Origin of the sequence: Brachybacterium sp. SGAir0954 (assembly GCF_005490785.1) — a bacterium.
GTDB lineage: Bacteria > Actinomycetota > Actinomycetes > Actinomycetales > Dermabacteraceae > Brachybacterium > Brachybacterium rhamnosum.
Genome location: NZ_CP027295.1, coordinates 90,788 through 115,135, shown reverse-complemented (window position 1 = coordinate 115,135; position 24,348 = coordinate 90,788). Strand labels below are relative to the sequence as shown.

Genomic DNA, 24,348 nt, shown 5'->3' with positions numbered 1-24,348 from the left:
GGCGGTGTGGTTCGAACCGCCACTTCCTGCTTCGCGTAAGCCATCAACGATGTCCTGGAGAGACTTTGATGACTTCCCGGCGTAACCATCTCCATCATTGTAGCCCTTCGGGCCGCCGGCGGTTAGAACCGTTGCCGCGAGAAGTATGGCTAGGAGTTTTGGCCAGACTCCAACTCTCGGGGACGCTTTTCTGCTTGGCTCATACATGCTCGCCACTAAGTGCCATTCCATCGATGACCCAATGATCATCGATCCATCGAGTCCCCCCTACTGCGGCGTAGGCGGTGAGCGGCTCCTTAGACCTGGATCCAGCATTGTCAACGTCAGGCTCGGTGTGTTCTGAGGCAGTGAATCCGTATGTGACCTCAATTGACTGGTCGTCTTGCTTTGCGGATTCAAGCCGAAGCTGCTCTAGGTCGGTTTGTGACCAGAAATTACCGTGGGCGCGTAGCTCTTCGACGTCGTCGATCAGGTCCTGGCAGGATTCGCAGCTGTCACTTGTCATGCTCTTCAGCGTGGTGGCGTCGCCTGTTTGGAATCCCCAGAACGCCGTGTCGAAGTAGTACTTGAACGCCTGTTCCGCGCCCTCGTCCGTGTGCTCATCCATCCCCGGGTAGTCGGCCGGGTCCGGGGCGGGGATGTCAGGCGCGGCCTCGGTGGTGCCGCCGTCGTCGGAGGCTCCACCTGTGCTGCCGCCGGCCCCGCCCCCGTCGGAGGCGCCGCCGTCGTCGCTGGCGCCGGTGGCGATGGTGGAGGGCGGGTCCGTGATGGTGCCGCCGGTGTCGTCGCCGCAGGCGGCGAGCCCGAGGACGAGCGCGGCGGCCGCGGAGGCGGTGAGGAGGCGGCGGGTCATGCGGGGCCTTTCGACGTGCAGCAGATTCCGCCCACCCAAGCAGACGGGCTCGCGCGGCGCCACGGACTCGGCGGGATTGTGGACAGCCGCGCCCAGGTTCGGTGCCCGGCGCGTCCGCTGCCCCGGCCCTGGGACGTCGCTCCGATCCCTCACCTGACCTGCTTACTCTGGCCTCATGATCGGCCTGCTCTGCCTCGACCTCGGCACCTCCTCGGCGAAGGCGGCGCTGATCGACCTGGACGGGCGCACCCTCGCCGCAGGCAGCGCCTCCTACGCCACCACGACCCTGCCGGGCGGCGGTGCGGAGCAGGACCCGGAGGACTGGCTCCGCGCGGCCCGCACCGCGATCGGGCAGGCCACCACCGCCGGCATCGAGGTCGCAGCCCTGTGCCTCACAGGCCAGATGCAGGACCTCATCCTCGAGGGCGAGCACGGCGCCCTGCGCCCCGCCGTGCTCTACACGGACCAGCGCGCCGCCCGCCATGCCCAGCAGCTCCGCGCCGCCCTCGCCCAGGAGGGCACGTACTGGGACGCCGCCACCGGGAATCGTCAGGACCCCAGCAGCTGCGCGGCCATGTTCCGCCGCCTCGCCCACGCGGAGCCGGAGGCCACCGCCCGCGCGCACGGGCTGACCTTCGGGCCCGCCGGCCACCTCGCTGCTCGCCTCGGCGCGGGCTTCTGGTGCGACCTGACGACCGCGTCGACCACGGGCCTGCTCGATGCGACCACGAGGGACTGGCATCCCGGCGTGGCGCGCGCGGCAGGCCTGGACCCGGCACTGCTGCCGCGCCTCACGCGCGGGCACGGCCAGGTGGTGGGCCGCACCGATGCCCGTGCCGGTGACCTGCTGGGGCTCGAGGCGGGCGTGCCGATCGTGCTCGCCCCCGGGGACGCGGGCGCCGCCGCCCTCGGCGTCACCGGAACCGCCACGGGCAAGGACCACGCGTCGCTCGGCACGAGCGGCTGGATCGCGAGCATCCGCCCGCGCGACACCGCCTCGGACCCCGCGCAGTTCACCCCTGCCTCGCACCGCCTCGCCCTCGGGGAGGACGAGCTGCTGATCTCCGCCGTGCTCGCCGGCGGGGCGGCCGCCGCCTGGGCGCGGGACGCGTACCTGGCCGGCATGGACGCACACGCCGCCGACGCACTCCTCGCCGAGCGCGAGCGGATCCACGGCCGCGGGCCGACGGGCCTGCTGGTCCTGCCCTCCCTCGGCGGGGAGCGGTTCCCGGTACGGGACGACGCCCTGCGCGGCGCCGTGCTGGGCCTCCACGCCGGCACCGGACCCGCGGAGCTCTACGCAGGCACGCTCGAGGGCGTCACCCTCGCCCTGTCCCATGCGCTGGATCCCGCGAGCGGGGGCGAGGAGCTCACGGTCGTCGGCGGGGGAGCGGCCTCCGCGCCGTGGAGACGGATCCTCGCGGACGTCACCGGCCGCCCCGTCCGCTCGCTCTCCGCCCCGGGGGCCGACGCGACGCTGCTGGGCACCGCGATCGCGGGCGCCGAGGCGCTGGGACTGGATCACGACATCGCCCCGCTCGCAGAGCGCGACGGCGAGCTCACCGTCCCGGATCCGGCCGCGGCGCAGGCCTACGCGGCGCTGCGACCCGCGCACCGGGCGCTGTACGACGCGGCCGCGCGGATCGGGGATCTCGCCGCCCGATCCTGACGGCGGCGATCAGCCGTCCCGGCATGCGCAGACCCTGCGCGTCATCCCCGCGGCAGGGTCCACGTCGGGGAGGCCCCTCGTTCAGCCGCTCCCCAGACTCGGTCGCTACCTTCGCTCCCGCAGAGGGAGTACTTCACCTCGGCGCGCTCGTCAGTACGGCCTGCTCCTGCGGGCCCGGGCCGTCGGCCCCGGGATCTCGGGGCGAAGGAGACTTTGGCACCCGTCCTTCGACCCCCGGTCCCTGGAGGCCCCTGTGGAGATCACTCCTCTCGTCTGGGCGATCACGATCGCCGTCACCGTCGCGTTCTTCGCGTTCGAGTTCCTCGTGCACGTGCGCACGCCCCATGAGCCCAGCATCGGCGAATCGGCCCGCTGGTCCGCGTTCTACATCGGCCTCGCGCTGCTGTTCGGCGTGGGCATCGGCCTCGTCTCCGGCTGGCAGTTCGGCGGCGAGTACTTCGCCGGCTACCTCACGGAGAAGGCGCTCAGCGTCGACAACCTCTTCGTCTTCCTCATCCTCATGACCGGCTTCGCCGTGCCCCGCATCTATCAGCAGAAGGTGCTGATGATCGGCATCGTCATCGCGCTGGTCATGCGCGGCGCGTTCATCGCCGTGGGTGCGACCCTCATCAGCAACTTCTCGTGGATCTTCTACCTCTTCGGCGCGCTGCTGCTCGTCCTCGCCTGGCGGCAGGCCTTCGGTGACCACGACGGGGATCCGGCCGACGGCCGCTTCATGCGCCTGGTCAAGCGGGTCCTGCCCGTCACGGACGAGTACCACGGCGACCGCCTGAGCGTCCGCAAGGACGGCCGGCGCTTCGCGACCCCGATGCTGCTCGCGATCATCGCGATCGGCTTCATCGACCTGGTCTTCGCGGTCGACTCGATCCCCGCGATCTACGGCCTCACCGACCAGGCCTACATCGTCTTCACCGCGAACGCCTTCGCGCTCATGGGCCTGCGCCAGCTGTACTTCCTGCTCGGCGGGCTGCTGCAGCGCCTGGTCTACCTCGCCCAGGGCCTCGCCGTGATCCTCGCGTTCATCGGCGTGAAGCTTGTGTTCCACGCCCTGCACGTCAACGAGCTGCCCTTCGTCAACGGCGGCGAGCCGCTGCTGTGGGTGCCGGAGATCCCGATCTGGTTCTCGCTGCTGTTCATCGGCGCCACGATCGCGGTCGCGACGGTCGCGAGCCTGCGGGCCACGCGGAAGCGACCGGAGGAGGTCACGGCCGACGCGCCCTGACCCGCCGCCGCCCGCCCGAGGTCAGGCGGCCGGCGGGCCGTCTGTGCGCAGCACCGTCACCGGTCCCTCGTCCGGCCCGGGCGGCTCGAAGTTCTCGTGGTACTGCTCGGCGAGGCCGGGCGGGAGCGCGAAGTCGTCCGCATGGGCGCCCGCGCGCTCGCGGAGCCGGGCGAGCGCCGTGCAGCGGTCGGTGACGACGTGGAGGATCTCGACCGTGGCGCCGGTGGGGGCGAGCAGCGCCCGCCACTCCTCCCGCATCGCCCGCGACCAGAAGGAGAGGTCCACGACCACGTCGCGCCCCGCCGCGACCGCCTCGAGCAGACGTCGCTGCAGGTCCGCGACGATCTCCTGGCTCACGTCATCGGGCAGCGGCATGCGGCGCAGTCCCCGCCCCCAGGCCTCCACGTCCACGGACAGCCGCAGCATGCCGCGGGCCTCGAGGTCCCGGGCCGCGGTGGACTTCCCGGCGCCCGCCGCGCCGCACATCAGCACCACATGGCTCATCGGGCCAGGATAGGAGCCGGGGACCTGGGACACTGGGTGTCCCGATGGGACGGTCCCGTCGCGAGGACGCTCCCCGTCGGGGACGCCCTCGCAGATTCCCAGGAGCTCTCGATGACGATGGTCCGCTGGACCGAGCACGGCACGGAGCGCACCGCGCGCTGGCACTCCGAGAACGGTGCGCCCGCCCCGAAGCGCCTCACCGTCGTGGACGACGCGATCACCGCGAACGCGGCCCTGCGCCGGCTGCGCGCGGGGGAGGGGCTGCTGTGGCGGGGCGACTTCCCTGGTGCCCGGCAGCTGCTGAAGGCCGTGGGCCGGCGCATGGACCACGGCACGGTCCCCGCGCACATCGACCTCGCGAGCCGGTTCCGCGCCCACCGCGAGGACCGGGCGCAGCGCTCGCTCGTGCTCTCCGGGCTCGTGGTGCTCCTGGACGAGGAGCTGCGACTGGACCTGCGCCGCGCCCCGGACACCGCGGAGGCCTGCCGCGAGGCCTACGGGGACCTCGGCGAGCCGAGCCTCGTCGCGCTCAACGAGCTGCAGGGGGTGCTGAGCGCCTGGCAGTGGCATGTCCAGGGCGTGCCGGTCCCCGCGCTGGGCGCCCGCGTGCACCCCCGGCACGGCGTGTTCTCCCCCTCCCGCTCGGAGTACGTGGACCTCGTGGCCCGCGCCCCGCTGCCGCGGGAGGGGGACCTGACCGCCTTCGACCTCGGCACCGGGACCGGCGTGCTCGCCGCGGTGCTCGCCCGCCGGGGCGCCGTCCGCGTGGTCGCGACGGACATCAACCCGCGCGCCGTGGAGTGCGCGAAGGAGAACGTCGAGCACCTCGAGCTCACGGACCGGGTCGAGGTGCTCGAGGCGGATCTCTTCCCCGAGGGGCGGGCGGATCTCGTGGTCTGCAACCCGCCGTGGCTGCCGGGGGAGCCGACCTCCCCGCTCGAGCTGGGCATCTACGACGCCGACTCCGCGATGCTGGGGCGCTTCCTCTCCGGGCTCGGCGACCACCTGAGCCCCGGCGGCGAGGGCTGGCTCGTGCTCTCCGACCTCGCCGAGCACCTGCACCTGCGCGGCCGCGGCGCGCTCGAGCAGATGATCGCCCGGGCGGGTCTGCAGGTCGTGGGCCGGGAGGAGACGGCGCCGCGGCACCCGCGCTCGCAGGACGAGCTGGACCCGCTGCACGCCGCCCGCTCGCGCGAGGTCACCTCGCTGTGGAGGCTCCGCCCCGCCGCCTGATCCGCGGGCCCATGCTCAGCCGCGGTGCCGGTGCCACCACAGCGCCGCCTGCACCCGCGAGTCGAGGCCCAGCTTCCGCATCGCGTGGGTGAGGTGGGACTTCACCGTCGTGATCTCGACGAACAGCTCCTCCGCGATCTGCTGGTTGCTGAGCCCGCGGGCGACGGCCCCGAGCACCTCCTCCTCGCGCGGCGTGAACTGCGGCGGCGGTCCTGCGAGCGCGGGGGCGCCGACGGCGGCCTGCGCGGGGCCCGCGGTCGGCTCGCGCAGCGCGGCGACGACGGCGCGGGTCGCGGCGGGGGAGAGCACCGCGTCGCCCCGGTGCACGGCGCGCACGGCGGCGAGGATCGCGGCGGGCTCCTCCGACTTCACGAGGTAGCCATCGGCCCCGGCGGCGAGCGCGCCGAGCACGAACTCGTCGAGGTCGAACCCGGAGATCACCAGCACGCTCGCCCCGGTCTCCCGCAGCTGCGGGGTCACCTCGATGCCCGTCGCGCCCGGCATCCGCACGTCGGTGAGCACCACGTCGGGCCGCTGCGCGCGGGCGGCCGCGAGGGCGGCGGGACCGTCGGCCGCCTCCGCCACGACCGTGATGTCCGGGGCGCTCGAGAGCAGCGCGACGAGGCCGGAGCGCACGGCCGGATGGTCCTCCGCGACGACGACGCGGATCGGGCCGGCCGCATCGGACACAGGGCGGGGATCGGGCGGGGGGACGGTGCTCATGCGGGGATCCTTCCGGTCGCGGGGAGCCGGGCGCGGACGCTCCAGCGGGTGGGGGCCGACGGGTCCGGCGCGCTGTGGGCCTCGCCGCCCACGGCCCCGGCGCGCGCGGTGATCGCGCCGCGGCCCACGCCATCGGCCCGGGGCGGGGGCGCTCCCGGCGGGATCGCGTTGTCGAGGGCGAGCAGCAGGTCGTCCCCGTCGAGGGTGACGGTGAGGGAGGCCGGTGCGGCCCCGTGCCGCACCGCGTTCGTGACCGCCTCCGCGCCGATCCGCAGCAGCGCGGCCTGCGCGGCGGGCTCGATCCCCGAGGACCCGGGCCCGGCAGGGGCCCCCGGTGCGGCGGCGTCGAGCGCCGGGTCGATCCGGACCTCTGCCCCGGGCAGCCCGCCGCGCAGGCGCTCGCCGAGGGAGCCCCAGGAGAGGGTCGCGGTGGGGGCGGCGCCCTCCTCCGCGGTGAGCACGCCGATCATCGAGCGCAGGTCCCGCAGGGCCGCGCGGGAGGAGTCCCGGGCGGTGCGCAGCGAGCGCTCGCGCGAGGCCGCGTCCGGGAGGTCCGCGGCGAGGGAGGTGTGCAGGGAGACGGCGCTGAGGTGACCGGCGATGACGTCGTGCAGGTCGTGGGCGATGCGACGGCGCTCGGACTCCACGGCGAGGGAGGCGCGCTCGGCGGCGAGCTCGCGCTCGAGGGAGGCGACGGACTCCGCGGTGGCGCGCGCCTCGCGGTGATGGCGCACCTCCCACCCCCACAGCAGCGGCACGAGCACCACCATGGAGAGCACGATCGCGACCCCCAGCAGCGCCTCGAGGTCCCGCACGAGCAGCCCCGCCGCGAGGATCAGCACCCCGCCCACGGCGGCCGCGGCGAGCGTCGTGAGGTGGGCGAGGCGCAGCCGGCCGTGGACGACGGGGCACCACAGCGCCTCGAAGAGCAGCACGTACGCGGACATCTGCCCGCCGCCCAGGAGCTCGGCGACCACGAGCGGCGCGCCCACGGCGAGCGTCACCGCCGGCGTACGCCGCCGCCACAGGGTGCTCGCGGCCGCGACGAGCATGAGCGGCAGCGAGACGCCGAGCGACCAGGGATCGTCGGGCCGCAGGAACGGCTGGTTGACCAGGCCCATCGCCGCGAGCGCGAGCACGGCGACGGTGTAGCCGGCCGCCGCGCGCACGTCGAGCGGCGCGCGCGGTGCCGGGACCGGGTCGCGATCCGCGTCGGGGGAGGAGGGCACGTGTCAAGCCTACGGTCGCGGGGCCGTCGTGAGCAGGGCCACGGCGCTCATCGGCACCTTCGGAGGAGGACCGTCCGCCTCGGCCCGCGCGAGCATCGGGGCATGGACCTCACCTCGGAGACGCTCACCCCGCTGGCCCTCGTGGGGCTCGCGCTGCTGGACGGCACCTCGATCGGCACGCTCGTCGTCCCGCTGATCCTGCTGGTCTCCGGGACCGGCGGTGCTCGGCGCGTGGTGCGCGGGACCCTGCTCTACCTCGGCGTCATCGGCGTCTTCTACCTCGTGCTCGGCGTGGCCCTGCTCGCGGGTCTGCTCCCGCTCGCCCAGGCGCTGCGCGGCCTGCTCGCGGGGACCGTGGGCACGGTGCTGATCGCCGTGGTCGGCGCGGCGCTGCTGTGGGCGTCCTTCCGCACGGACCCCAAGGCTGTGCGCCGCCGCGGCGGGGACCCGGAGGCCTCGGCCCGGAGGTGGACCGAGCGGGCGGGGCGCGCGCTCGGCAGCCCGCGGGCGCTTGTGGGCCTCGCCCTGCTCGCGGGGACGATCGAGGCCGCGTCGATGCTCCCGTACCTCGCGGCGATGGGGATCCTCGCGGAGCAGGAGGTGGGCCTCGGCGTGGGCGCCCTCGTGCTCACCGGGTACTGCCTGCTGATGATCGCCCCGGCGCTCGTGCTGTGCGGGATCCGCCTGCTGCTCGGCTCCCGCGCGGATCGCACCCTGGACCGCGTGCACACGTGGGCGGTGGGCAGCTCCGCGAGCGCGCTCTCCTGGGCGCTCGGCATCATCGGCGTGATCCTGCTGCTGCAGACGGTGGGTCCGATCATCGGGGCCCTCGCCCGGTGATCCCAGCATCGGAGGTCACGATGCGGAGAAGGCCCGGGGCAGGAGCGTGGGGCGCCGTTAGCATCGAGGGTGGGCGCCGGCTGCGGCGGCTTCGGGGGCGACGCCGGGGGTGGGCGAGCATGAGCACGGGGACAGGCTCCGGACGATCGGCGCGGGGGCGCGGCCGCACGACCACCTTGGCGGATGTCGCCCGACGGGCGGGGGTCTCGATCGCCACGGCGTCGTTCGTGCTGTCCGGGCGCGGGGGACTGCGCTCCGCCGGCTCCCCGCGCACGAAGGAGCGGGTGCGCGCCGCCGCGGAGGAGCTCGGCTACGTCCCCAACCGCCACGCGCAGGCGATGCGCACGGGCCGCGGCGGCGGGATCGTGCTCGCGCTGAGCGCCCTCGGGGACCCGTGGGGCGTGAGCCTCACCCGGCAGGTGCGGGCCACCGCGCTCCCGCACGACCTCTCCACCCTCGTCCTCGCGGACGAGCGCTGGTTCGAGTACCTCCAGGGCGCCTCCGCGGACGCCGCGCTCATCACGAGCATCGACCTCACGCCGGACGGCCCCTCGCTCACGCGCCGCCTCGCGGCGGGGACGCAGACCGGCATCGTCGCCTTCACCGCGCAGATGGAGCCGGAGGGGTTCGACGTCATCGCCTCGACCCCCTTCGCGGCGATGCGGGAGGCCTATGCCCTCCTGCGGTCCCGGCACCCGGTGGTGCACCTGCTCGCGCCGCACCCGGTGCCGGTGGGGGACGAGCCGCCCCGACCGCGCCTGGGCTCCTTCCTCGACGCGGCGCGCGAGCACGGCGACGGGCCGCCCGAGCGGCTCGTGCGCACCACGGAGGCGGGCGACCGCGCCACGTACCTCTCCGCGCTCGACTGGCTCGCCGGCCCGGACCGGCCCGCGGCGGTGATCTGCTACACCGGCTACCAGGCGATCGCCCTGCAGCGCGCGGCGGACAGGGTCGGCCTGCGCACCCCCGAGGACCTCGAGATCATCTCGATCGGGGACGTGCCGGAGGAGTCGCTGTACTTCGGCGCGATCAGCTACTTCGGCGTCCAGGACGTCTTCTCCCGGATCGCGGAGGTCGTCGTGGACCGCGCCCGCGACCGCACGGACCGCCCGGGGACCCTCCACACCTTCGACTGGGAGCTCTTCCCCGGGAGCACCAGCCGCGACGGCGCCGGCATCGCCGACGGGGACGCCGACGCCGCGGCCCCCTCCTGACCTGCGGCCTAGGCTGAGGCCATGAGCGCCACCACCTGGTCCCTGCCCGGACTCCACCTGACCGACCTCACCCTCCCCGTCCCGCTGGACCATGCGGACCCGGCCTCGCCGCGCATCGAGCTCTTCGCCCGCATCGTCACCGCCCCCGGCGGGGAGGACCTGCCCTACCTCGTCTACCTCCAGGGCGGCCCCGGCTCGGAGGCCCCGCGCCCGCTCGACGCCTCGACCCCGCCCTGGCTGCCCCGCGCGCTGCGCGAGTTCCGCGTGGTGATGCTGGACCAGCGCGGCACCGGCCGCTCCACCCCGGTGGGCCTCGACTCGCCGCTGCCGGAGGGGGCGGCCGACGGCGCCGCGACCCTGCGCGAGGCGAGCCCGCAGCAGCAGGCGGAGTACCTCACCCACTTCCGGGCCGACGCGATCGCCCGGGACGCGGAGCTTCTGCGCGAGCACCTGGGCGCGGAGCGCTGGAGCCTGCTCGGGCAGTCCTTCGGCGGTTTCACGGCGCTGCGCTACCTGAGCGCGCACGCGAGCTCCGTGGAGACGGCGCTGTTCACGGGCGGGCTGCCGAGCGTGGGCCCGGACATGGAGGCCGCCTACCGCCTCACCTGGGAGGGCATGGCGGTGCGCTCCGAGCGCTACTGGGACCGCTTCCCGGGGGACCGGGACCGCTTCCGCGCGCTCGCGGACCGCGCCGCCGCGGGCACCCTGCGGATCCCCGGCGGGACCGTGGGCGTGGAGCGGCTGCGCCGGCTCGGGCACCTGCTGGGCGCCTCCTCCGGCCAGGAGAGGCTGCACCTGCTGCTGGACCTGGACCCGGACTCGCCGGCCTTCGCGCACGACCTCGCCGCGGCGCTGCCCTTCGGCGGGCGGAACCCGCTGTACGCCGTGATCCACGAGTCCTGCTGGGCCGACGGCACCGCGACCGCGTGGACGGCGGAGCGCACCATGCCCGCGCCGGTGCGGGAGGACCCGACGCTGCTCGCGGGGGAGCACATGCACCACGAGGCGATCACCGAGGATCCCGAGCTCGCGCCCTTCGCGGAGGCGGCCGAGATCCTCGCCGCGCACGCGTGGCCGCGGCTGTACGACGAGCAGGCCCTGCGCGCGGCCGAGGTCCCGGCCGCCGCGGCCGTCTACTTCGAGGACGCCTACGTGCCGCGCGATCTCTCGCTCGCGACGGCGGCCCTGCTGCCGCGGATGCGGACCTGGGTGACCAGCGAGTTCGAGCACAACGGCCTGCGCGCGAGCGGCGAGGGCGTGCTCGACCATCTCCTCGACCTCGCGGCAGGACGCCGCGCCGCCTGACTCGGGCCCCTCCCGCCGCCGCACGGCGTCGCCCCTCCCGGGGCGGCGCCGTGTCTCGTCGACCCCTCGGGGCGCCGTGAGCTCCGTCACTCCGCACTGCGCCGTCGCAGGTCATGGAGGGTTCGTCGGGAGCCCTGCGACAGAAAACCAACCACTGGTCGGTTCGGGATCGACAAATTAGTGATGCGGCACTAATAATCTCCTCCAGGTCGCAGTGAGCGGCTTGCAACGACGCATGTGCGCCACGTGACGAAGGAGTCCTCTCGTGACCTCTCATGACCCCGGCATCGGGTTCGCCCCTGATCCGACGATCGACCTCCAGGGCAGCCCCAACCGCATCGGTCCCAAGCTCCCGATCCCGCACCTCGGCATCGAGCCCGACAAGGTCAAGCCCTGGTGGTTCGTGCTCGGCATCGTGCTGGGGCAGATGGGCATCTTCGTCGGGCTCATGGGACCGGCGACGGTCTCCATCGCCTACAAGGCGCAGACCCTCACCGATGATCCCGCCCAGCAGGCGACGATCACCGCCTTCGCGATCGCACCGGGCGCACTCGCCGCCGTCATCTTCAATGCCGTCGGCGGGCGCATCTCCGACCGCACCACGGGCCGCTTCGGTCGTCGCCGTCCCTGGATCATCGCCGGCATCCTCGGCATGACGCTGAGCCTCCTGCTGATCGCCGTCGCTCCGGGCGCGCCGCTCATGGCGATCGGCTGGTTCCTCGCCCAGGCCACGGCGAACATGGCCTTCGCGGCCTTCACCGCGTCCCTCTCGGATCAGCTGCCCAAGCGGCAGTACGGCAAGGTCTCGGGCTTCGTGAACATCGCCGCGAACGTCGCCGTCATGGTGGCGACGTGGATGGTCCCCGTGTTCAAGGACAACATGGTCATGCTGTTCATGGTGCCGGCGCTGCTCGGCCTCGTGATGGTCGCGGTCTACGCCTTCATGCTCCCGGAACCGGTGCTCACGCAGAACCGGCATCCCTTCAACCTCGTGCAGCTGATCACCACCTTCTGGCGCAACCCGATCCGCTACCCGGACTTCGCCCTCGCCTGGGGTGGTCGGTTCATGATCATCCTGGCCAGCTATATGTTCACGACGTTCCGTCTGCAGTACATGACGAACCATCTGGGGCTCGAGGCCGGCTCGGCCACGACCGCCGTGGCCACAGGCGTCACGATCTACACGGTCGCCGCGATGGTGGCGAGCCTTGGTGGCGGTTGGCTCTCGGACAAGATCGGTCGACGCAAGTCCCTCGTGGCCGTCTCGATCCTCGTGTTCGGCATCGGCACGTACATGCTCCTGCATGCCGATACCGTCTCTGCCTTCTACGTGGTCGAGGCGATCATGGGTCTCGCCTACGGTGTCTACGGCGCGGTGGACCTCGCGCTCGTGCTCGAGGTGCTCCCGAATCGCGAGGAGGTCGGCAAGGATCTCGGCGTCTTCAACATCGCCAACGCCCTGCCGCAGTCTCTCGCTCCTGCCTTCGGCGGCTTCCTGCTCGCGAACCTGGGCAACGGCACGAACTTCACCGCGCTCTTGGTCGCCGCATTGATCGCCTCCGTGATCGGCGCCGTGCTCACGATGTTCATCCGCTCCGTGAAATAGTGAGCCCGTACCAATGAACCGGTGCCGGAGCGGCCTCGCCGCTCCGGCACCGGCGTCCCCGGGGGGTCGATGGCGATCCCTCCCGTGCCGAAGGGTCTCCCATGACTGCTGTCCCGCAACGAGGCAGGACCGCCCGCCGTCGCCCCGGTCGTCCCCGGGGCCAGGACTCCGCCGTGATCAGGGAGAGCGCGCTGCGCGCCGCCGTCGATCTGATCGCGCGCCAGGGCTTCGCGGCGACCTCCATGTCCCAGGTCGCGGAGGCCGCAGGGATCTCCCCCTCGGGCCTCGCCCACCACTTCCCCTCGAAGAAGGCGCTCCTCGGCGCCGTGCTCGCCTACCGCGACGTCATGGACAACGAGGGCGGCCTGCGGCTCGACGACGAAGCGTGGACGTGCTTCGACCAGCTGGTCGACGTTGCCGCCGTGAACTCCACGAGGCACCAGCTCGTTCTCCTCTACACGACGATGGTGGGGGAGGCCGTCACCGAGGACCACCCCGCGCACCCCTGGATGGCGGGCCACTTCCGGGACGTGCTCGCCTCCCTCTCCGCGTGCCTGATCCGGGACCAGGAGCTCGGCCGTGTACGTGCCGACGCCCCCGTCGGCACGATCGCGCGTCAGATGGTCGCGCTGATGGACGGTCTCCAGGTGCAGTGGCTGCTCGACGACTCCGTCGACATGGTCGCGATCCTCCGGCAGTACGTGGACGACCTCAAGGCGACCTGGGGCACCACCCCGAGCGCCTGACGTCCGGAAGGAACTTCCACAGCGACGGCCGGCGGCCGGAACGCGGCGCGCGCCTGCGGTGTCACGGTGACCCTTGTCCGTCGGCGCCGCGCTTGCTAGCGTGACCATCCATCCCGCACATGATCGGCGATGGCGCCGGTCATGCAGGGTTCCCGGTGGTCGGGCAGGCGAGACGGCCGTCGGGGTTCCCGTTCCCCGAGGTTCTCCAGGAGTCCCCGTGGCATCACGCAGTATGGAAGAAAGTTCCGCATCCACCGCGTCCCGCCCCGGTCGTCGCCGGGTCCTCACAAGCCTCTCCGCGCTGCCGGCCGGCGCCGTGCTCGCGACCGCAGGAGGGGCCGCCGCCGCGCCCGCGAAGGGGAAGGGCAAGCGCCGGTTCCGGCTCGGCGTCGAGAACCTCCTCGAGAGCGATCAGCTCTCTCTGCTGAAGGGCGCGAAGGTCGGCCTGGTCACGAACCCCACCGGCACGGACTCCACGCTCACCTCCACGATCGACCTGCTCGTGGACGCGCAGGATGAGGGTGGCTTCGAGCTTGTCGCGCTCTTCGGCCCCGAGCACGGCGTGCGCGGGGCCGAGCCCGCCGGCGGCAGCGTCGAGGACTACGTCGACGAGCGCACAGGCCTGCCCGTGCGCTCCCTCTACGGCGCCACGCAGAAGCCCACACCGGAGATGCTCGCCGATCTCGACGTGCTCGTCTTCGACATCCAGGACATCGGCGCCCGCTTCTACACCTACATCTGGACCCTCTACTACCTGCTCGAGGCCGCCGGCGAGAACGACAGGCGGGTGGTGGTGCTGGACCGGCCGAACCCGCTCGGCACCGACGTCGAGGGCTTCCTGCTGGACCCCGCCCTCTCGAGCTTCGTGGGGCTGAAGGAGATCCCGCAGCGCCACGGTCTCACCGTCGGCGAGCTCGCCACCTACTTCGCGCAGGAGTTCCTGGACGGCGCCGTGCAGCTCGACGTGGTCCCCATGGCCGGCTACGACCCGGTGGATCCCGCCGCCGCGGCGGCGCGGCTGCCCTGGGTGCTGCCCTCGCCGAACGTGCCCACCCGGGAGACGGCGATCGTCTACGCCGGCACCGGCCTCATCGAGGCGATCAACGTCTCCGAGGGCCGCGGCACGACGACCCCCTTCCTCTGGTTCGGCGCGCCGTTCCTCACCGAGGAGCTCGTGGACGCGGTGATCGCCGCGCTCGACGCGGCGGAGCTCCCGGGGGTGCGCTTCCGGCCCATGTTCGCGACGCCGACGACCTCGAAGCACGCCGGCGAGTTCTGCGGCGGCGTGCAGATCCACCTCGTGGACGAGGAGGCCTACGAGCCGGTGCGCACCGGCATCCATGTGCTCTCCGCCCTGCTGCGCGAGGTCGAGGAAGTCGACTGGCGCGAGGGCGAGAAGTGCCGCACCGAGGCGGACGTCTGCTGGATCGACAAGCTCTCCGGCACCACCCGCACCCGGCTCATGCTCGACGCGGGCGAGGACCCGGAGTCGATCGTCCGCGCCTGGCGCGAGGACGTGCGCTCCTTCGAGCGCGCCTCCCGCCGTCACCGCCTCTACTGAGCAGCCCTGTCCCCGCATCTCCCTCCCCACCCCAGGAGTCCCCATGACCAGCTCCCCTCAGCTCACCCGTCGCGGCCTCGGCGCCGCGGCCGTGCTCGGCGCCGCCGCCGTGCCCCTCGCCTCCGTCGCGCCCGCCGTCGCCGCGCCCGCGAAGGGCGGCCACCACGGAGGCGACCTCGACACCCAGGTCGAGGAGCGGCTCGCCGCGATGAGCACCGAGCAGAAGATCGGCCAGCTCTTCATCGCCGTCGGCTACGGCGCGACGGTGGACGAGGCGCGCGAGGAGAACACGACGAGCGCGGGCGTCGCCACCACGGCGGAGATCATCTCCACCCACCACGTCGGCGGGCTCATCGCCTTCGCGTGGTCCGGGAACGTCGACTCGATCGAGGCGGCCGCGGGGTGGACCGCCGGGGCGCAGCGCGCCGCGGCGGAGGCCGGGGAGGTGCCGCTCATGATCGGCATCGACGAGGAGCGCGGCGTGGTCAAGCGCCTGCCCGCCCCCGCGACCGCCCTGCCCGGCGCGATGGCGCTCGGCGCGAGCCGTTCCGAGGTGCATGCCCGCAAGGCCGCCCGCATCACGGCCGACGAGCTCGCCGCCGTCGGCTTCACCCAGAACTACGCCCCCCTCTGCGACGTCAACGTCAACGCGCAGAATCCCGTGATCGGCGTGCGCTCCGTGGGCGCGGATCCGGGGCTCGTCGCGGATCTCGCGAGCGCCCAGCTGCGCGAGGCGCAGAAGCGCGGCATCTCCGCGACCGTGAAGCACTTCCCCGGCCACGGGGACACCGCGACCGACTCGCACGTGGGTCTGCCCGTCATCGACCACAGCCGCGAGGAGCTCGACGAGATCGACCTCCCGCCCTTCCGCCGCGCGGTCGAGGACGGCGTCGACGCGATCATGACCGCGCACATCGTGGTCCCCGCGCTCGACGACTCCGGTGTCCCCGCGACCCTCTCCCATCCGATCCTCACGGGCGTGCTGCGCGAGGAGATCGGCTTCGAGGGCGTCATCGTCACCGACTCCCTCGCCATGGAGGGCGTGCGCACGATGTTCGGCGACGACCGCGTGCCCGTCGAGGCGATCCTCGCGGGTGCGGACCAGATGCTCATGCCGCCGGATCTCGCCGTCGCGATCGGCGGGGTGCGCGCCGCGGTCGAGTCGGGGGAGATCACCGCGGAGCGTCTGGACGACTCCGTGCGCCGCATCCTGCGCCAGAAGGCCCGGCGCGGTCTGCTCGACGGCGCCCCCGAGGTGGACCCGGGGCGGGCGGAGCGGAAGCTCGGCGGCCGCGACGCGCTGCGCGCCGCGGAGAGGATCGCCGGGGACGCCGCGACCCTGCTCGTGGAGGGCTCGGCGCTCCCGCTGCGTCGCGGCGCGCGCGTCGTCGTGCTCGGCGCGGGCAGCGCGGCCGTGCAGGACGCCCTCGTCGCCGCGCTCGAGGACCGGGGGCTCGAGGCCTCCCGCGGCGCCGCGGCCGACGCCGCCGGGGCGGACCTCGCCGTGGCGCTGACCTCCTCGAGCTCCTTCGTCACGCCGGCCGCGCAGGTCACGACCGTGAAGGAGGCCGCGGCGACCGGCACACCGGTGCTCCACGCCGCCCTGCGGAACCCCTACGACGTGGTGCACGTGGGGGAGGTGGACACCTCGATCGCCCTGTACTCCGACGCCCTGTGCTCCCTGCGCGCGCTCGCGGGGATCGTCGTCGGCCGGGTGAGCCCGGCGGGTCGCCTCCCCGTCGCGATCCCGACGGCGGACGGCACGGGGGAGGCCTTCGCGTACGGGGCCGGTCTGGGCTGACCGGTCCCGCGAGGAGCGGGTGGGGGGACCATCGCGCCGAGCGGGTCGGGGGACCTGCCCGGCGCGGCGGCGGCGCGCACCCGCCCGTGCCGCGGCAGGTTCTCGCCCTGCGCTGCCGAGGGCGGCGCGACGACGCCGCTGCGGCCCCGGCTCATCGAGCGGGAGTCCACGGCAGGGCCCCGTCGGTGACGAGCCGCATGCCCGTGTCCCCGCGGGTCGCGGAGGCCTCCCGGGTGGCCCGCGCGGCGATGCCGCAGCCGGTCTCGGAGTCCTCCCGGCCCAGGTAGGAGCCCCCGCGCACCACGCGCGCCCCCGTCGCGGCATCCGCTGCGCACCACTCCCAGACGTTCCCGGTCACCTCGTACAGGCCCAGGTCGTTCGGCGGGAAGGAGCGCACGGGAGCGGTGCCGCGGTAGCCGTCCTCCGCGGTGTCCCGCAGCGGGAAGGAGCCCTGCCACAGGTTCGCCATGTGCTCCCCGTCGGGCACGAGCTCGTCGCCCCAGGGGTAGCGGGTCCCCTCGAGGCCGCCGCGTGCGGCGCGCTCCCACTCCTCCTCAGTGGGCAGGCGCATCCCGCACCAGGCGGCGAAGGCCTCGGCGTCCGCCGCGGCGAGGTGGACGACGGGATGATCCGCGCGGTCGCTGCGGCCGGCGTCGGCGTGCGTCCCGGCGGCGACGTCGGACCCGGGGCCCTCCGGGTGCGCCCAGTCCGCCCCCTCGACGAGCCGCCACCACGGGGCGCCGGGCACGGTGGGGGAGGCGCGGCGCAGGTCGGGGCGCAGCAGCCCGGAGAAGACGGCGGAGGCGCCGGCCCGCTCCGCGACGCTCACGTAGCCGGTCTCCCGGGCGAAGGTCGCGAACTCGGCGACGCTCACGCAGGCCTCGTCGACCCGCAGCCCCTCGAGCTGCTCGGGGTCCACGGGCACGGCGGCGAGGCCGCGGGAGCTGACCTGCCCCACGGGCAGGATCAGGGGAGGGGCGGCGAGCGTCATGACCTCACGGTAGGTCGCTCCGAGAAACCTCCCGGGGGTCTCGCAGGGACGAGACCGTTGGTCACGAACAGGTCACGGCGCTCCTGGGTGGGGGGCCAGGACCCCGCTCCTCCCTACGTTCCAGGAGTCCCCGGCGGAGGTCTGCCCTCCGTCCACCCCCGTGAGGAGCCGTCATGAGTCTCGACACCCGGGCCCCGTCCCCGCAGAGCACACCCTCCGCCTCCTCCGCCACGGCGGACGCCTCCGCCGCGACCGCGGAGAGCCTCGAGGACTACACCCTCCGCTTCGCCCCGCGCTCCTACCGGCGCTGGAGGCCCGCCGTCGTCGCGACGAGCGCGCTGGGCGGCATCGCCTACCTCGCGGACTTCTCCATCGGCGCGAACATCGGCCTCACCCACGGCACGGTCAACGGACTGCTCGGCATCCTCGTCGCCGCGCTCATCATCTTCCTCAGCGGCTTCCCGCTCGCCTACTACGCGGCCCGCTACAACCTCGACCTCGACCTCATCACCCGCGGCAGCGGCTTCGGCTACTACGGCTCGGTGATCACGAACGTCATCTTCGCGTCGTTCACCTTCATCTTCTTCGCGCTCGAGGGCTCGATCATGGCGCAGGGCCTCTACCTGGGCCTCGGGATCCCCCGCTGGATCGGCTACCTGATCTCGACGCTGCTGATCTTCCCGCTGGTCATCTACGGCATGAAGGTGCTCGCGAAGCTCCAGGTCGCGACCACCCCGGTGTGGCTGATCCTCATGGTCATCCCCGTCGCCTACCTCGTCATCTCCCACCCGGACTCCGTGCAGACCTTCCTGACCTGGACCGGCGAGTCCGGCGAGGGCGTGAACTTCGCGTCCGCGATGCTCGCCGCGGGCGTGTGCCTCTCGCTCATCGCGCAGATCGCCGAGCAGATCGACTACCTGCGCTTCATGCCGCCCCGCACCGCGCAGAACCGCCGCTCGTGGTGGGCGGCGACGATCCTGGGCGGCCCGGGCTGGGTGCTCTTCGGCGCGACCAAGCAGATCCTCGGCATGTTCCTCGCCGTCTACCTCGTGGCGAACGTGCCCGGTGCGCGCGAGTTCGCCAACGAGCCGGTCCAGCAGTTCCTCGCGACCTACGAGCAGCTCATGCCGGCCTGGCTCGCGATGACCCTCGCCGTGGTGCTCGTGGTCATCTCGCAGGTGAAGATCAACGTCACCAACGCCTACTCCGGCTCGCTCGCCTGGACGAACTCCTTCACGCGGCTCACCAAGCGCTACCCGGGCCGCCTCGTGTTCCTCGGCGTGAACCTCGCGATCGCGCTCGTGCTCATGGAGGCGAACATGTTCGACTTCCTCAACGGCATCCTGTCCTTCTACGCGAACCTCGCCATGAGCTGGATCTGCGTCGTCGCGGCGGACATCGTCCTGAACAAGCACGTGCTGCGCCTGTCCCCGAAGGTGCCGGAGTTCCGTCGCGGCATGCTCTACGACTGGAACCCGGTGGGCATCGTGTCCCTCGTGCTCTCCGGCGGCATCTCGATCGCGATCTTCTTCGGGGCCTTCGGCGCCGCGGTCCAGCCCTTCTCCCCGCTCTTCGCGGTGGGCATCGCCGTGGTCGCCACGCCGCTCATGGCGATCGCGACCCGGGGCCGCTTCTACCTGCGCCGCACGGACGACGGCATCGACCTGCCGATGTTCGACGCCGACGGCAACCCCTCCGGCGAGACGCTCACCTGCGCCGTCACCGGCCTCGACTTCGAGCGCCCGGACATGATCGCCTCCGCCGTGCCCGGCCCCGAAGGTGAGAAGCTCTACCTCAGCTCGCTCGCCCTCACGACGGACCGCACCGGCGAGCACGTCCTGCCGAAGGAGTGAGTCCGTGCGCTTCACCCCCGCCGATTCCGAGAAGCTGCTGCTGGCGACGGCGGGGATGGTCGCGCGCGACCGCCTCGCCCGCGGCGTGCTGCTGAACCACCCCGAGGCGGTGGCGCTGCTGTCGACCTGGGTGATCGAACGGGCCCGCGAGGGCGCGGCGGTGGAGGAGCTCATGGTCTCCGGCCGCGAGGTGCTCTCCCGCGACCAGGTCATGGACGGCGTCGCGGAGATGCTCGCGGACGTCCAGGTCGAGGCGACCTTCCCCGACGGCCGCAAGCTCGTCACCCTCCACCACCCGATCGCCTGAGGAGCGCCATGAGCGAGAGCGAACTCGTCGGGCCGACGGGCCCGGGCGCGATCCGGGTGCGGCCCGGCACGCGCGAGCTGAACCGTCGCGCGGACCCGTCGGACGTCTGCGAGATCGTCCTGGAGAACACGGGGGACCGGCCCGTCCAGATCGGCTCCCACCTCCACCTGGCGGACGTCAACGGCGCCGTGGCCATGGACCGCGAGGCCGCGCGCGGCTTCCGCCTCGACGTGCCCGCGGGCACCTCGCTGCGCCTCGAGCCCGGCGCCTCCCGGCAGGTGGCGATCGTGCGCCTCGGCGGCCGCGGCCACGTGCCCGGCATCCAGATCCGTGACGGCGGGGCCGACGGTCAGGAGGAGCGCCGATGAGCCGCATCGACGCGGAGCGCTACGCCGCCCTCTACGGCCCCACCACCGGCGACCAGGTGCGGCTCGGGGACACGGACCTCTGGATCGAGATCGAGGAGGACCGCACCGTCGGCGGCGAGGAGGCCGTGTTCGGCGGCGGCAAGTCGATCCGCGAGTCCATGGCCCAGGGCACGACCACCCGCGCCGAGGGCGCCCTGGACACCGTCATCACCAACGCGATCGTGCTCGACCACTGGGGTGTGGTGCGGGCGGACGTCGGCCTCCGCGACGGACGGATCGTCGCGCTCGGCAAGGCGGGGAACCCGGACGTGCAGGACGGGATCCACCCGTCCCTGCACATCGGCCCCTCGACCGACGTCATCGCCGGCGAGGACCGGATCCTCACCGCGGGCGCCTTCGACACGCACGTGCACCTGCTCTCGCCGTCCCAGATCCACGAGGCGCTCGCGACCGGCATCACGACGATCGGCGGCGGCGGCACGGGCCCCTCGGAGGGCTCCCGCGCCACCACGGTCACCCCGGGCGCCTGGCACCTGGGCCGCATGCACCTGGCCCTCGACCAGCTCCCCGTGAACGTGCTGCTGCTCGGCAAGGGCAACACCGTCTCCGCCGAGGGCCTCGCGGAGCAGGCGCTCGCCGGGGCCGCCGGCTACAAGGTCCACGAGGACTGGGGAGCGACGCCCGCGGCGATCGACGCCTCCCTGCGCGCCGCGGAGGAGCACGGCCTGCAGGTGGCGCTGCACTCGGACTCGCTGAACGAGTCGGGGTTCGTGGAGTCGACGATCCGCGCGATCGGCGGCCGCACGATCCATGCCTTCCACATCGAGGGCGCGGGCGGCGGCCATGCCCCGGACATCCTCGAGATCGCCTCGCTGCCGCACGTGCTGCCCGGCTCGACGAACCCGACGCTCCCGCACACGGTGAACACGGTCGCCGAGCACCTGGACATGCTCATGGTGTGCCATCACCTCAAGCCCTCCGTCCCCGAGGACCTCGCCTTCGCCGAGTCCCGCATCCGGGCGACGACGATCGCCGCGGAGGATCTGCTCCACGACATGGGCGCCCTCTCGATCACCTCCTCCGACGCCCAGGCCATGGGCCGGATCGGCGAGGTCATCACGCGCACCTGGCAGGTCGCCCACGTGATGAAGCACCGGGTGGGGGCGCTCGGCGGCGGCCTCCCGGCGGACAACGAGCGCGCCCGCCGCTACGTCGCGAAGTACACGATCAACCCCGCGATCGCGCACGGCGTGGACGCGCACATCGGCTCCGTCGAGCCGGGGAAGCTCGCGGATCTCGTGCTCTGGGACCCGCGCTTCTTCGGCGTGCGGCCGGACCTGGTGATCAAGGGCGGGATGATCGCGTGGGCGGGCCTCGGCGACCCGAACGCCTCGATCCCCACGCCGCAGCCGGTGCTGCAGCGCCCCGCCTTCGGCGACGCGATCGGCGGGCACCTCTCCGTCTCGTTCGCGGCGCCCGCCGCGGTGGAGGACGGCCTGCGCGAGCGCCTGGGCCTCACCCGCGAGCTGCTGCCCGTCGCCTCCACGCGCGAGGTGACGAAGGCGGATCTCGTGAACAACACGGCCCTGCCCCGCATCGACGTGCGGCCGGACACCTTCGAGATCAGCATCGACGGCGAGCGGGTCGTGCCGGCCCCGGCGAGCTCCCTGCCGCTCGCGCAGCTGTACCAGATGTTCTGATGCCTGCCCCTTCCCTCGCTCCGGTGCCGGCTGCTGCGCCCGCGACGATCGCGATGCTGCTCGCGGACTCCCGCCTGCCCGCGGGCGCGCACGTCTCCTCGAACGCCCTCGAGGCGGCGCTGCGCGACGGGCTGCGCCGGGACGAGGTGGGCGCCTACCTCGCGTCCCGCCAGGTGACGGTGACCCGGGTCGAGGCGGGCACCGCCGTGCTCGCCCGCCACCTGGCCCTCACCTGCGCCCCGGAGGAGCTCGCGCCCGCGCTCGCCGCCCTCGAGGCGGAGTGGGCGGCCCGCACGCCCGGCCGCGCCCAGCGGGAGATCACGCGCGTGCTCGGCGACGGGCTGCGCCGCCTGGCCGACGTCCTCTGGCCCGGCGCGATCCCGCCCGTCGCTGCGGGAGCGCCCCCGCGGCCCCGCCCCGTCGTGCTCGGCCTCGTCGCCGCGGCCGCCGGGCTGCCCGCTCCGGAGCTCGTGCGGCTCGTCGCCTACGACGACGCGCAGACCGTCGTCGCCGCCCTCCTCAAGCTCGAGCCCGGCGACCCCCGTGCGGGCGCCGCGCTCGTGCTCGAGGCCTGCGCCGCGATGGAGCCGCTCGTCGGCCCGCTCGCGGCGCTGCAGGACCCGGTGCTCCTCCCGAGCGCCGGCGCACCCCAGACCGAGGACTGGGCAGAGGCCCAGTCCGCACTGCCCAGGAGGCTGTTCCGTGCCTGATCCCGTCACCCCCACCCGCTCGCTGCGGCTCGGCGTCGCCGGTCCCGTCGGCACCGGCAAGAGCTCGCTCATCGCGACCGTGTGCCGCGCTCTCGCCGGCGAGCTGCGCCTGGGCGTCATCACCAACGACATCTACACCGACGAGGACGCCCGCTTCCTGCGCTCCGCCGGCGTGCTCGACCCGGAGCGGATCCGCGCGGTCGAGACCGGCGCCTGCCCGCACACCGCGATCCGGGACGACGTCACCGCGAACCTCGCGGCCGTCGAGCAGCTCGAGGCGGACTTCGACCCGCTCGACGTGGTGCTCGTCGAGTCCGGCGGCGACAACCTCACCGCGACCTTCTCCCCGGCGCTCGTGGACGCGCAGCTTTTTGTGCTCGACGTCGCGGGCGGCGGCGACGTGGCCCGCAAGGGCGGCCCCGGCATCGGCCGCGCGGATCTGCTCGTCGTCAACAAGATCGACCTCGCCCCCTACGTGGGGGTCGACGTCGAGCAGATGGTCGCCGACGCCCTCGAGGCGCGCGAGGGCCGCCCCGTGCTCGCCCTCTCCCGCAGCGACGAGGCCTCGGTCCAGGAGCTGCGCGCCTGGGTGCTGTCGATGCTCGCCGCGCACCGCGGGGGCACCCACGAGCCGCAGGACCCGGGCCCGATGGCGCCGCACTTCCACGCCGACGGCGAGGAGCACACGCACGACCACGACCACGGGCACCCACACGAGCACTCCCACGCCTGATGACCCGGATCGCCGTCGAGCGGGCCGCGGGGCCGGTGCGCCTGCACCTCGCCCCGGGCCTGCTGCAGCCGCGCCTCGTCTCCCGCGGCGGGACGTCCGCCCAGGTGGCGCTCGTCGCGAGCGGGGCGACGCTGCTGGGCGGGGACGAGGTCGCCGTGGACGTCGAGGTGGGGGACGGCTGCACGCTCGGCATCGAGGACGTGGGCGGCACCGTCGCCTACGAGAGCACGGGTGCGCCCAGCCGCTTCGACGTGCGCATCCGCCTCGGGGTGGGCGCACGGCTGATCTGGCGCGCGCACCCCTTCGTCGTGACCGACGGGGCCGACGTCCGTCGGCGCACCGCGATCACCCTCGGTGAGGGCGCCGCGCTGCTGCTGCGCGAGACCCTCGTGCTGGGCCGCACGGGGGAGCGGGGCGGCCGCCTCGCGACGGCCCTCGAGGCCCGAAGCACGAGCGGCACCCCGCTGCTGATCGAGCACCTCGATCTGGACGGCGCGTCCCCGCGACCGGGTGTGCTGGGCGGGCACCGGGTGCTCGACACGGCCCTGCTGCTCGGCCGCCGCCCGCCGGAGGCGCCCGTCGACCCCGCCGACCCCGTCGGACCCCGCGTCCTGCACCTCGAGCAGCCGGGGGCGATCGGCCGCGCGCTCGGCGCGAGCGCGCACGCGACCGACGTGGCGGCGATGATGGAGTCCTGGGCGCCCGCGGTGGGCGCCGGGGAGGGCGGGGCATGACCCACGAGCACGCGCACCATCACGCGCACGAGCACGCTCCCGTCGGCCCCTCGACCCTCGAGGGCGAGCACCCGGTGCGCGCGACCGCCGCGCTGCTCTCGGGCGGGCAGGACCTCGACCGTCTCGCCGAGCGCCTCTCGGTGCTCGCCGATCCCCGTCGCCTGCGGATCCTCTTCGCCGTGCACGCGCACCCGGGGATCCGCAGCTCGGACATCGCCCGCGTGACCGACGCGCACGACTCGACGACCTCCCACGCCCTCGCCCTGCTCCGCGAGGCGGGCTGGCTGCGCACCGAGCGCCAGGGCCGGGAGGTGCGCTACCACCTCGCCGATCCGCTGGGCCATCGCATCCTCCACGAGATCGGCTCCGAGCACCTGCCCGGCGTGGAGCACCGCAGCACCTGACCCCGTCACTGCACCCCCGGG

General features: G+C 73.6%; 23 protein-coding genes. 18 read left to right on the top strand and 5 right to left on the bottom strand.

The annotated features are described in order from the left end of the window. Positions 1–199: 199 nt before the first annotated feature. Positions 200–853, bottom strand: a complete 654-nt coding sequence (locus C1N80_RS00475) for a DUF6318 family protein (RefSeq protein ID WP_137768964.1) — start codon at positions 851–853, stop codon at positions 200–202. 175 nt (positions 854–1,028) lie between these two features. Here C1N80_RS00475 and C1N80_RS00470 point away from each other — a divergent pair, with 175 nt between their 5' ends. Together C1N80_RS00470 and C1N80_RS00465 are read left to right on the top strand one after the other, a co-directional pair. Beyond that, positions 1,029–2,522 carry an FGGY family carbohydrate kinase gene (locus tag C1N80_RS00470; protein ID WP_137768963.1) on the top strand — a complete coding sequence of 498 codons (1,494 nt, stop codon included), beginning with the start codon at positions 1,029–1,031 and terminating at the stop codon, positions 2,520–2,522. Between the two features lie 253 nt (positions 2,523–2,775). Next, positions 2,776–3,765 carry a TerC family protein gene (locus C1N80_RS00465; protein WP_137768962.1) on the top strand — a complete coding sequence of 330 codons (990 nt, stop codon included), beginning with the start codon at positions 2,776–2,778 and terminating at the stop codon, positions 3,763–3,765. A 21-nt stretch (positions 3,766–3,786) separates the two neighbouring features. Here C1N80_RS00465 and C1N80_RS00460 read toward each other — a convergent pair whose 3' ends face one another. Beyond that, positions 3,787–4,269 (bottom strand): ATP-binding protein, encoded by a 483-nt coding sequence (locus C1N80_RS00460; RefSeq protein WP_205750655.1) that lies wholly within the window; start codon positions 4,267–4,269, stop codon positions 3,787–3,789. A 36-nt stretch (positions 4,270–4,305) separates the two neighbouring features. Here C1N80_RS00460 and C1N80_RS00455 point away from each other — a divergent pair, with 36 nt between their 5' ends. Next, a complete protein-coding gene (locus C1N80_RS00455; protein WP_240811177.1) occupies positions 4,306–5,502 on the top strand; it encodes a methyltransferase in 1,197 nt (398 codons plus the stop codon). A 15-nt stretch (positions 5,503–5,517) separates the two neighbouring features. Here C1N80_RS00455 and C1N80_RS00450 read toward each other — a convergent pair whose 3' ends face one another. Then, positions 5,518–6,225 carry a response regulator transcription factor gene (locus C1N80_RS00450; RefSeq protein WP_137768961.1) on the bottom strand — a complete coding sequence of 236 codons (708 nt, stop codon included), beginning with the start codon at positions 6,223–6,225 and terminating at the stop codon, positions 5,518–5,520. Then, complete coding sequence (locus C1N80_RS00445) at positions 6,222–7,454, bottom strand: sensor histidine kinase (RefSeq protein ID WP_240811176.1); 1,233 nt, start codon at positions 7,452–7,454, stop codon at positions 6,222–6,224. Before C1N80_RS00445 ends, C1N80_RS00450 begins: the two co-directional genes overlap by 4 nt. Before the next feature lie 102 nt (positions 7,455–7,556). On the opposite strand from C1N80_RS00445, the gene C1N80_RS00440 reads away from it, so the two are divergent. The 7 genes from C1N80_RS00440 to C1N80_RS00410 all read left to right on the top strand — a co-directional run bounded on the left by C1N80_RS00440 (position 7,557) and on the right by C1N80_RS00410 (position 16,527). After that, positions 7,557–8,294 (top strand): GAP family protein, encoded by a 738-nt coding sequence (locus C1N80_RS00440; RefSeq protein WP_137768960.1) that lies wholly within the window; start codon positions 7,557–7,559, stop codon positions 8,292–8,294. A gap of 227 nt (positions 8,295–8,521) precedes the next feature. Continuing rightward, the gene (locus tag C1N80_RS00435) at positions 8,522–9,508 is read left to right on the top strand and encodes a substrate-binding domain-containing protein (protein WP_240811175.1); all 987 of its coding nucleotides are present in this window, start codon (positions 8,522–8,524) and stop codon (positions 9,506–9,508) included. 21 nt (positions 9,509–9,529) lie between these two features. Further along, positions 9,530–10,813 (top strand): alpha/beta fold hydrolase, encoded by a 1,284-nt coding sequence (locus C1N80_RS00430; RefSeq protein ID WP_137768958.1) that lies wholly within the window; start codon positions 9,530–9,532, stop codon positions 10,811–10,813. A gap of 265 nt (positions 10,814–11,078) precedes the next feature. Then, positions 11,079–12,419 carry an MFS transporter gene (locus C1N80_RS00425; protein WP_137768957.1) on the top strand — a complete coding sequence of 447 codons (1,341 nt, stop codon included), beginning with the start codon at positions 11,079–11,081 and terminating at the stop codon, positions 12,417–12,419. 173 nt (positions 12,420–12,592) lie between these two features. Then, the gene (locus tag C1N80_RS00420) at positions 12,593–13,165 is read left to right on the top strand and encodes a TetR/AcrR family transcriptional regulator (RefSeq protein ID WP_240811174.1); all 573 of its coding nucleotides are present in this window, start codon (positions 12,593–12,595) and stop codon (positions 13,163–13,165) included. A gap of 232 nt (positions 13,166–13,397) precedes the next feature. Beyond that, positions 13,398–14,726: an exo-beta-N-acetylmuramidase NamZ domain-containing protein gene (locus tag C1N80_RS00415; protein WP_137768955.1), complete on the top strand. Its 1,329-nt coding sequence runs from the start codon at positions 13,398–13,400 to the stop codon at positions 14,724–14,726. Positions 14,727–14,769: 43 nt separating this feature from the next. Further along, positions 14,770–16,527 (top strand): glycoside hydrolase family 3 protein, encoded by a 1,758-nt coding sequence (locus C1N80_RS00410; protein WP_137768954.1) that lies wholly within the window; start codon positions 14,770–14,772, stop codon positions 16,525–16,527. A gap of 151 nt (positions 16,528–16,678) precedes the next feature. On the opposite strand, the gene C1N80_RS00405 is transcribed toward C1N80_RS00410, so the two are convergent. Then, on the bottom strand, positions 16,679–17,518 hold the full coding sequence (locus C1N80_RS00405) for an SUMF1/EgtB/PvdO family nonheme iron enzyme (protein ID WP_137768953.1): 840 nt from the start codon (positions 17,516–17,518) through the stop codon (positions 16,679–16,681). A 173-nt stretch (positions 17,519–17,691) separates the two neighbouring features. Between C1N80_RS00405 and C1N80_RS00400 the strand changes: the two genes are divergently transcribed. Genes C1N80_RS00400 through C1N80_RS00365 form a run of 8 tightly spaced genes read left to right on the top strand, consistent with a single transcriptional unit; the run spans position 17,692 to position 24,327 of the window. Further along, positions 17,692–19,371: a cytosine permease gene (locus C1N80_RS00400; protein WP_137768952.1), complete on the top strand. Its 1,680-nt coding sequence runs from the start codon at positions 17,692–17,694 to the stop codon at positions 19,369–19,371. Positions 19,372–19,426: 55 nt separating this feature from the next. Beyond that, on the top strand, positions 19,427–19,678 hold the full coding sequence (locus C1N80_RS00395; RefSeq protein ID WP_370297272.1) for an urease subunit gamma: 252 nt from the start codon (positions 19,427–19,429) through the stop codon (positions 19,676–19,678). Positions 19,679–19,686: 8 nt separating this feature from the next. After that, a complete protein-coding gene (gene ureB / locus C1N80_RS00390) occupies positions 19,687–20,046 on the top strand; it encodes an urease subunit beta (RefSeq protein WP_137768950.1) in 360 nt (119 codons plus the stop codon). After that, positions 20,043–21,746: an urease subunit alpha gene (locus tag C1N80_RS00385; RefSeq protein WP_137768949.1), complete on the top strand. Its 1,704-nt coding sequence runs from the start codon at positions 20,043–20,045 to the stop codon at positions 21,744–21,746. Before ureB ends, C1N80_RS00385 begins: the two co-directional genes overlap by 4 nt. Beyond that, positions 21,746–22,456 carry an urease accessory protein UreF gene (locus C1N80_RS00380; RefSeq protein ID WP_137768948.1) on the top strand — a complete coding sequence of 237 codons (711 nt, stop codon included), beginning with the start codon at positions 21,746–21,748 and terminating at the stop codon, positions 22,454–22,456. Before C1N80_RS00385 ends, C1N80_RS00380 begins: the two co-directional genes overlap by 1 nt. Then, positions 22,449–23,189, top strand: coding sequence for an urease accessory protein UreG (gene ureG, locus C1N80_RS00375; protein ID WP_137768947.1), 741 nt, complete (start codon positions 22,449–22,451; stop codon positions 23,187–23,189). The genes C1N80_RS00380 and ureG overlap by 8 nt, the downstream gene beginning before the upstream one ends. Further along, the gene (locus tag C1N80_RS00370; protein ID WP_137768946.1) at positions 23,189–23,923 is read left to right on the top strand and encodes an urease accessory protein UreD; all 735 of its coding nucleotides are present in this window, start codon (positions 23,189–23,191) and stop codon (positions 23,921–23,923) included. Before ureG ends, C1N80_RS00370 begins: the two co-directional genes overlap by 1 nt. Next, entirely contained in the window at positions 23,920–24,327 is a 408-nt protein-coding gene (locus tag C1N80_RS00365; RefSeq protein ID WP_137768945.1) for a helix-turn-helix transcriptional regulator, read from the top strand. The genes C1N80_RS00370 and C1N80_RS00365 overlap by 4 nt, the downstream gene beginning before the upstream one ends. Positions 24,328–24,348 lie beyond the last annotated feature (21 nt).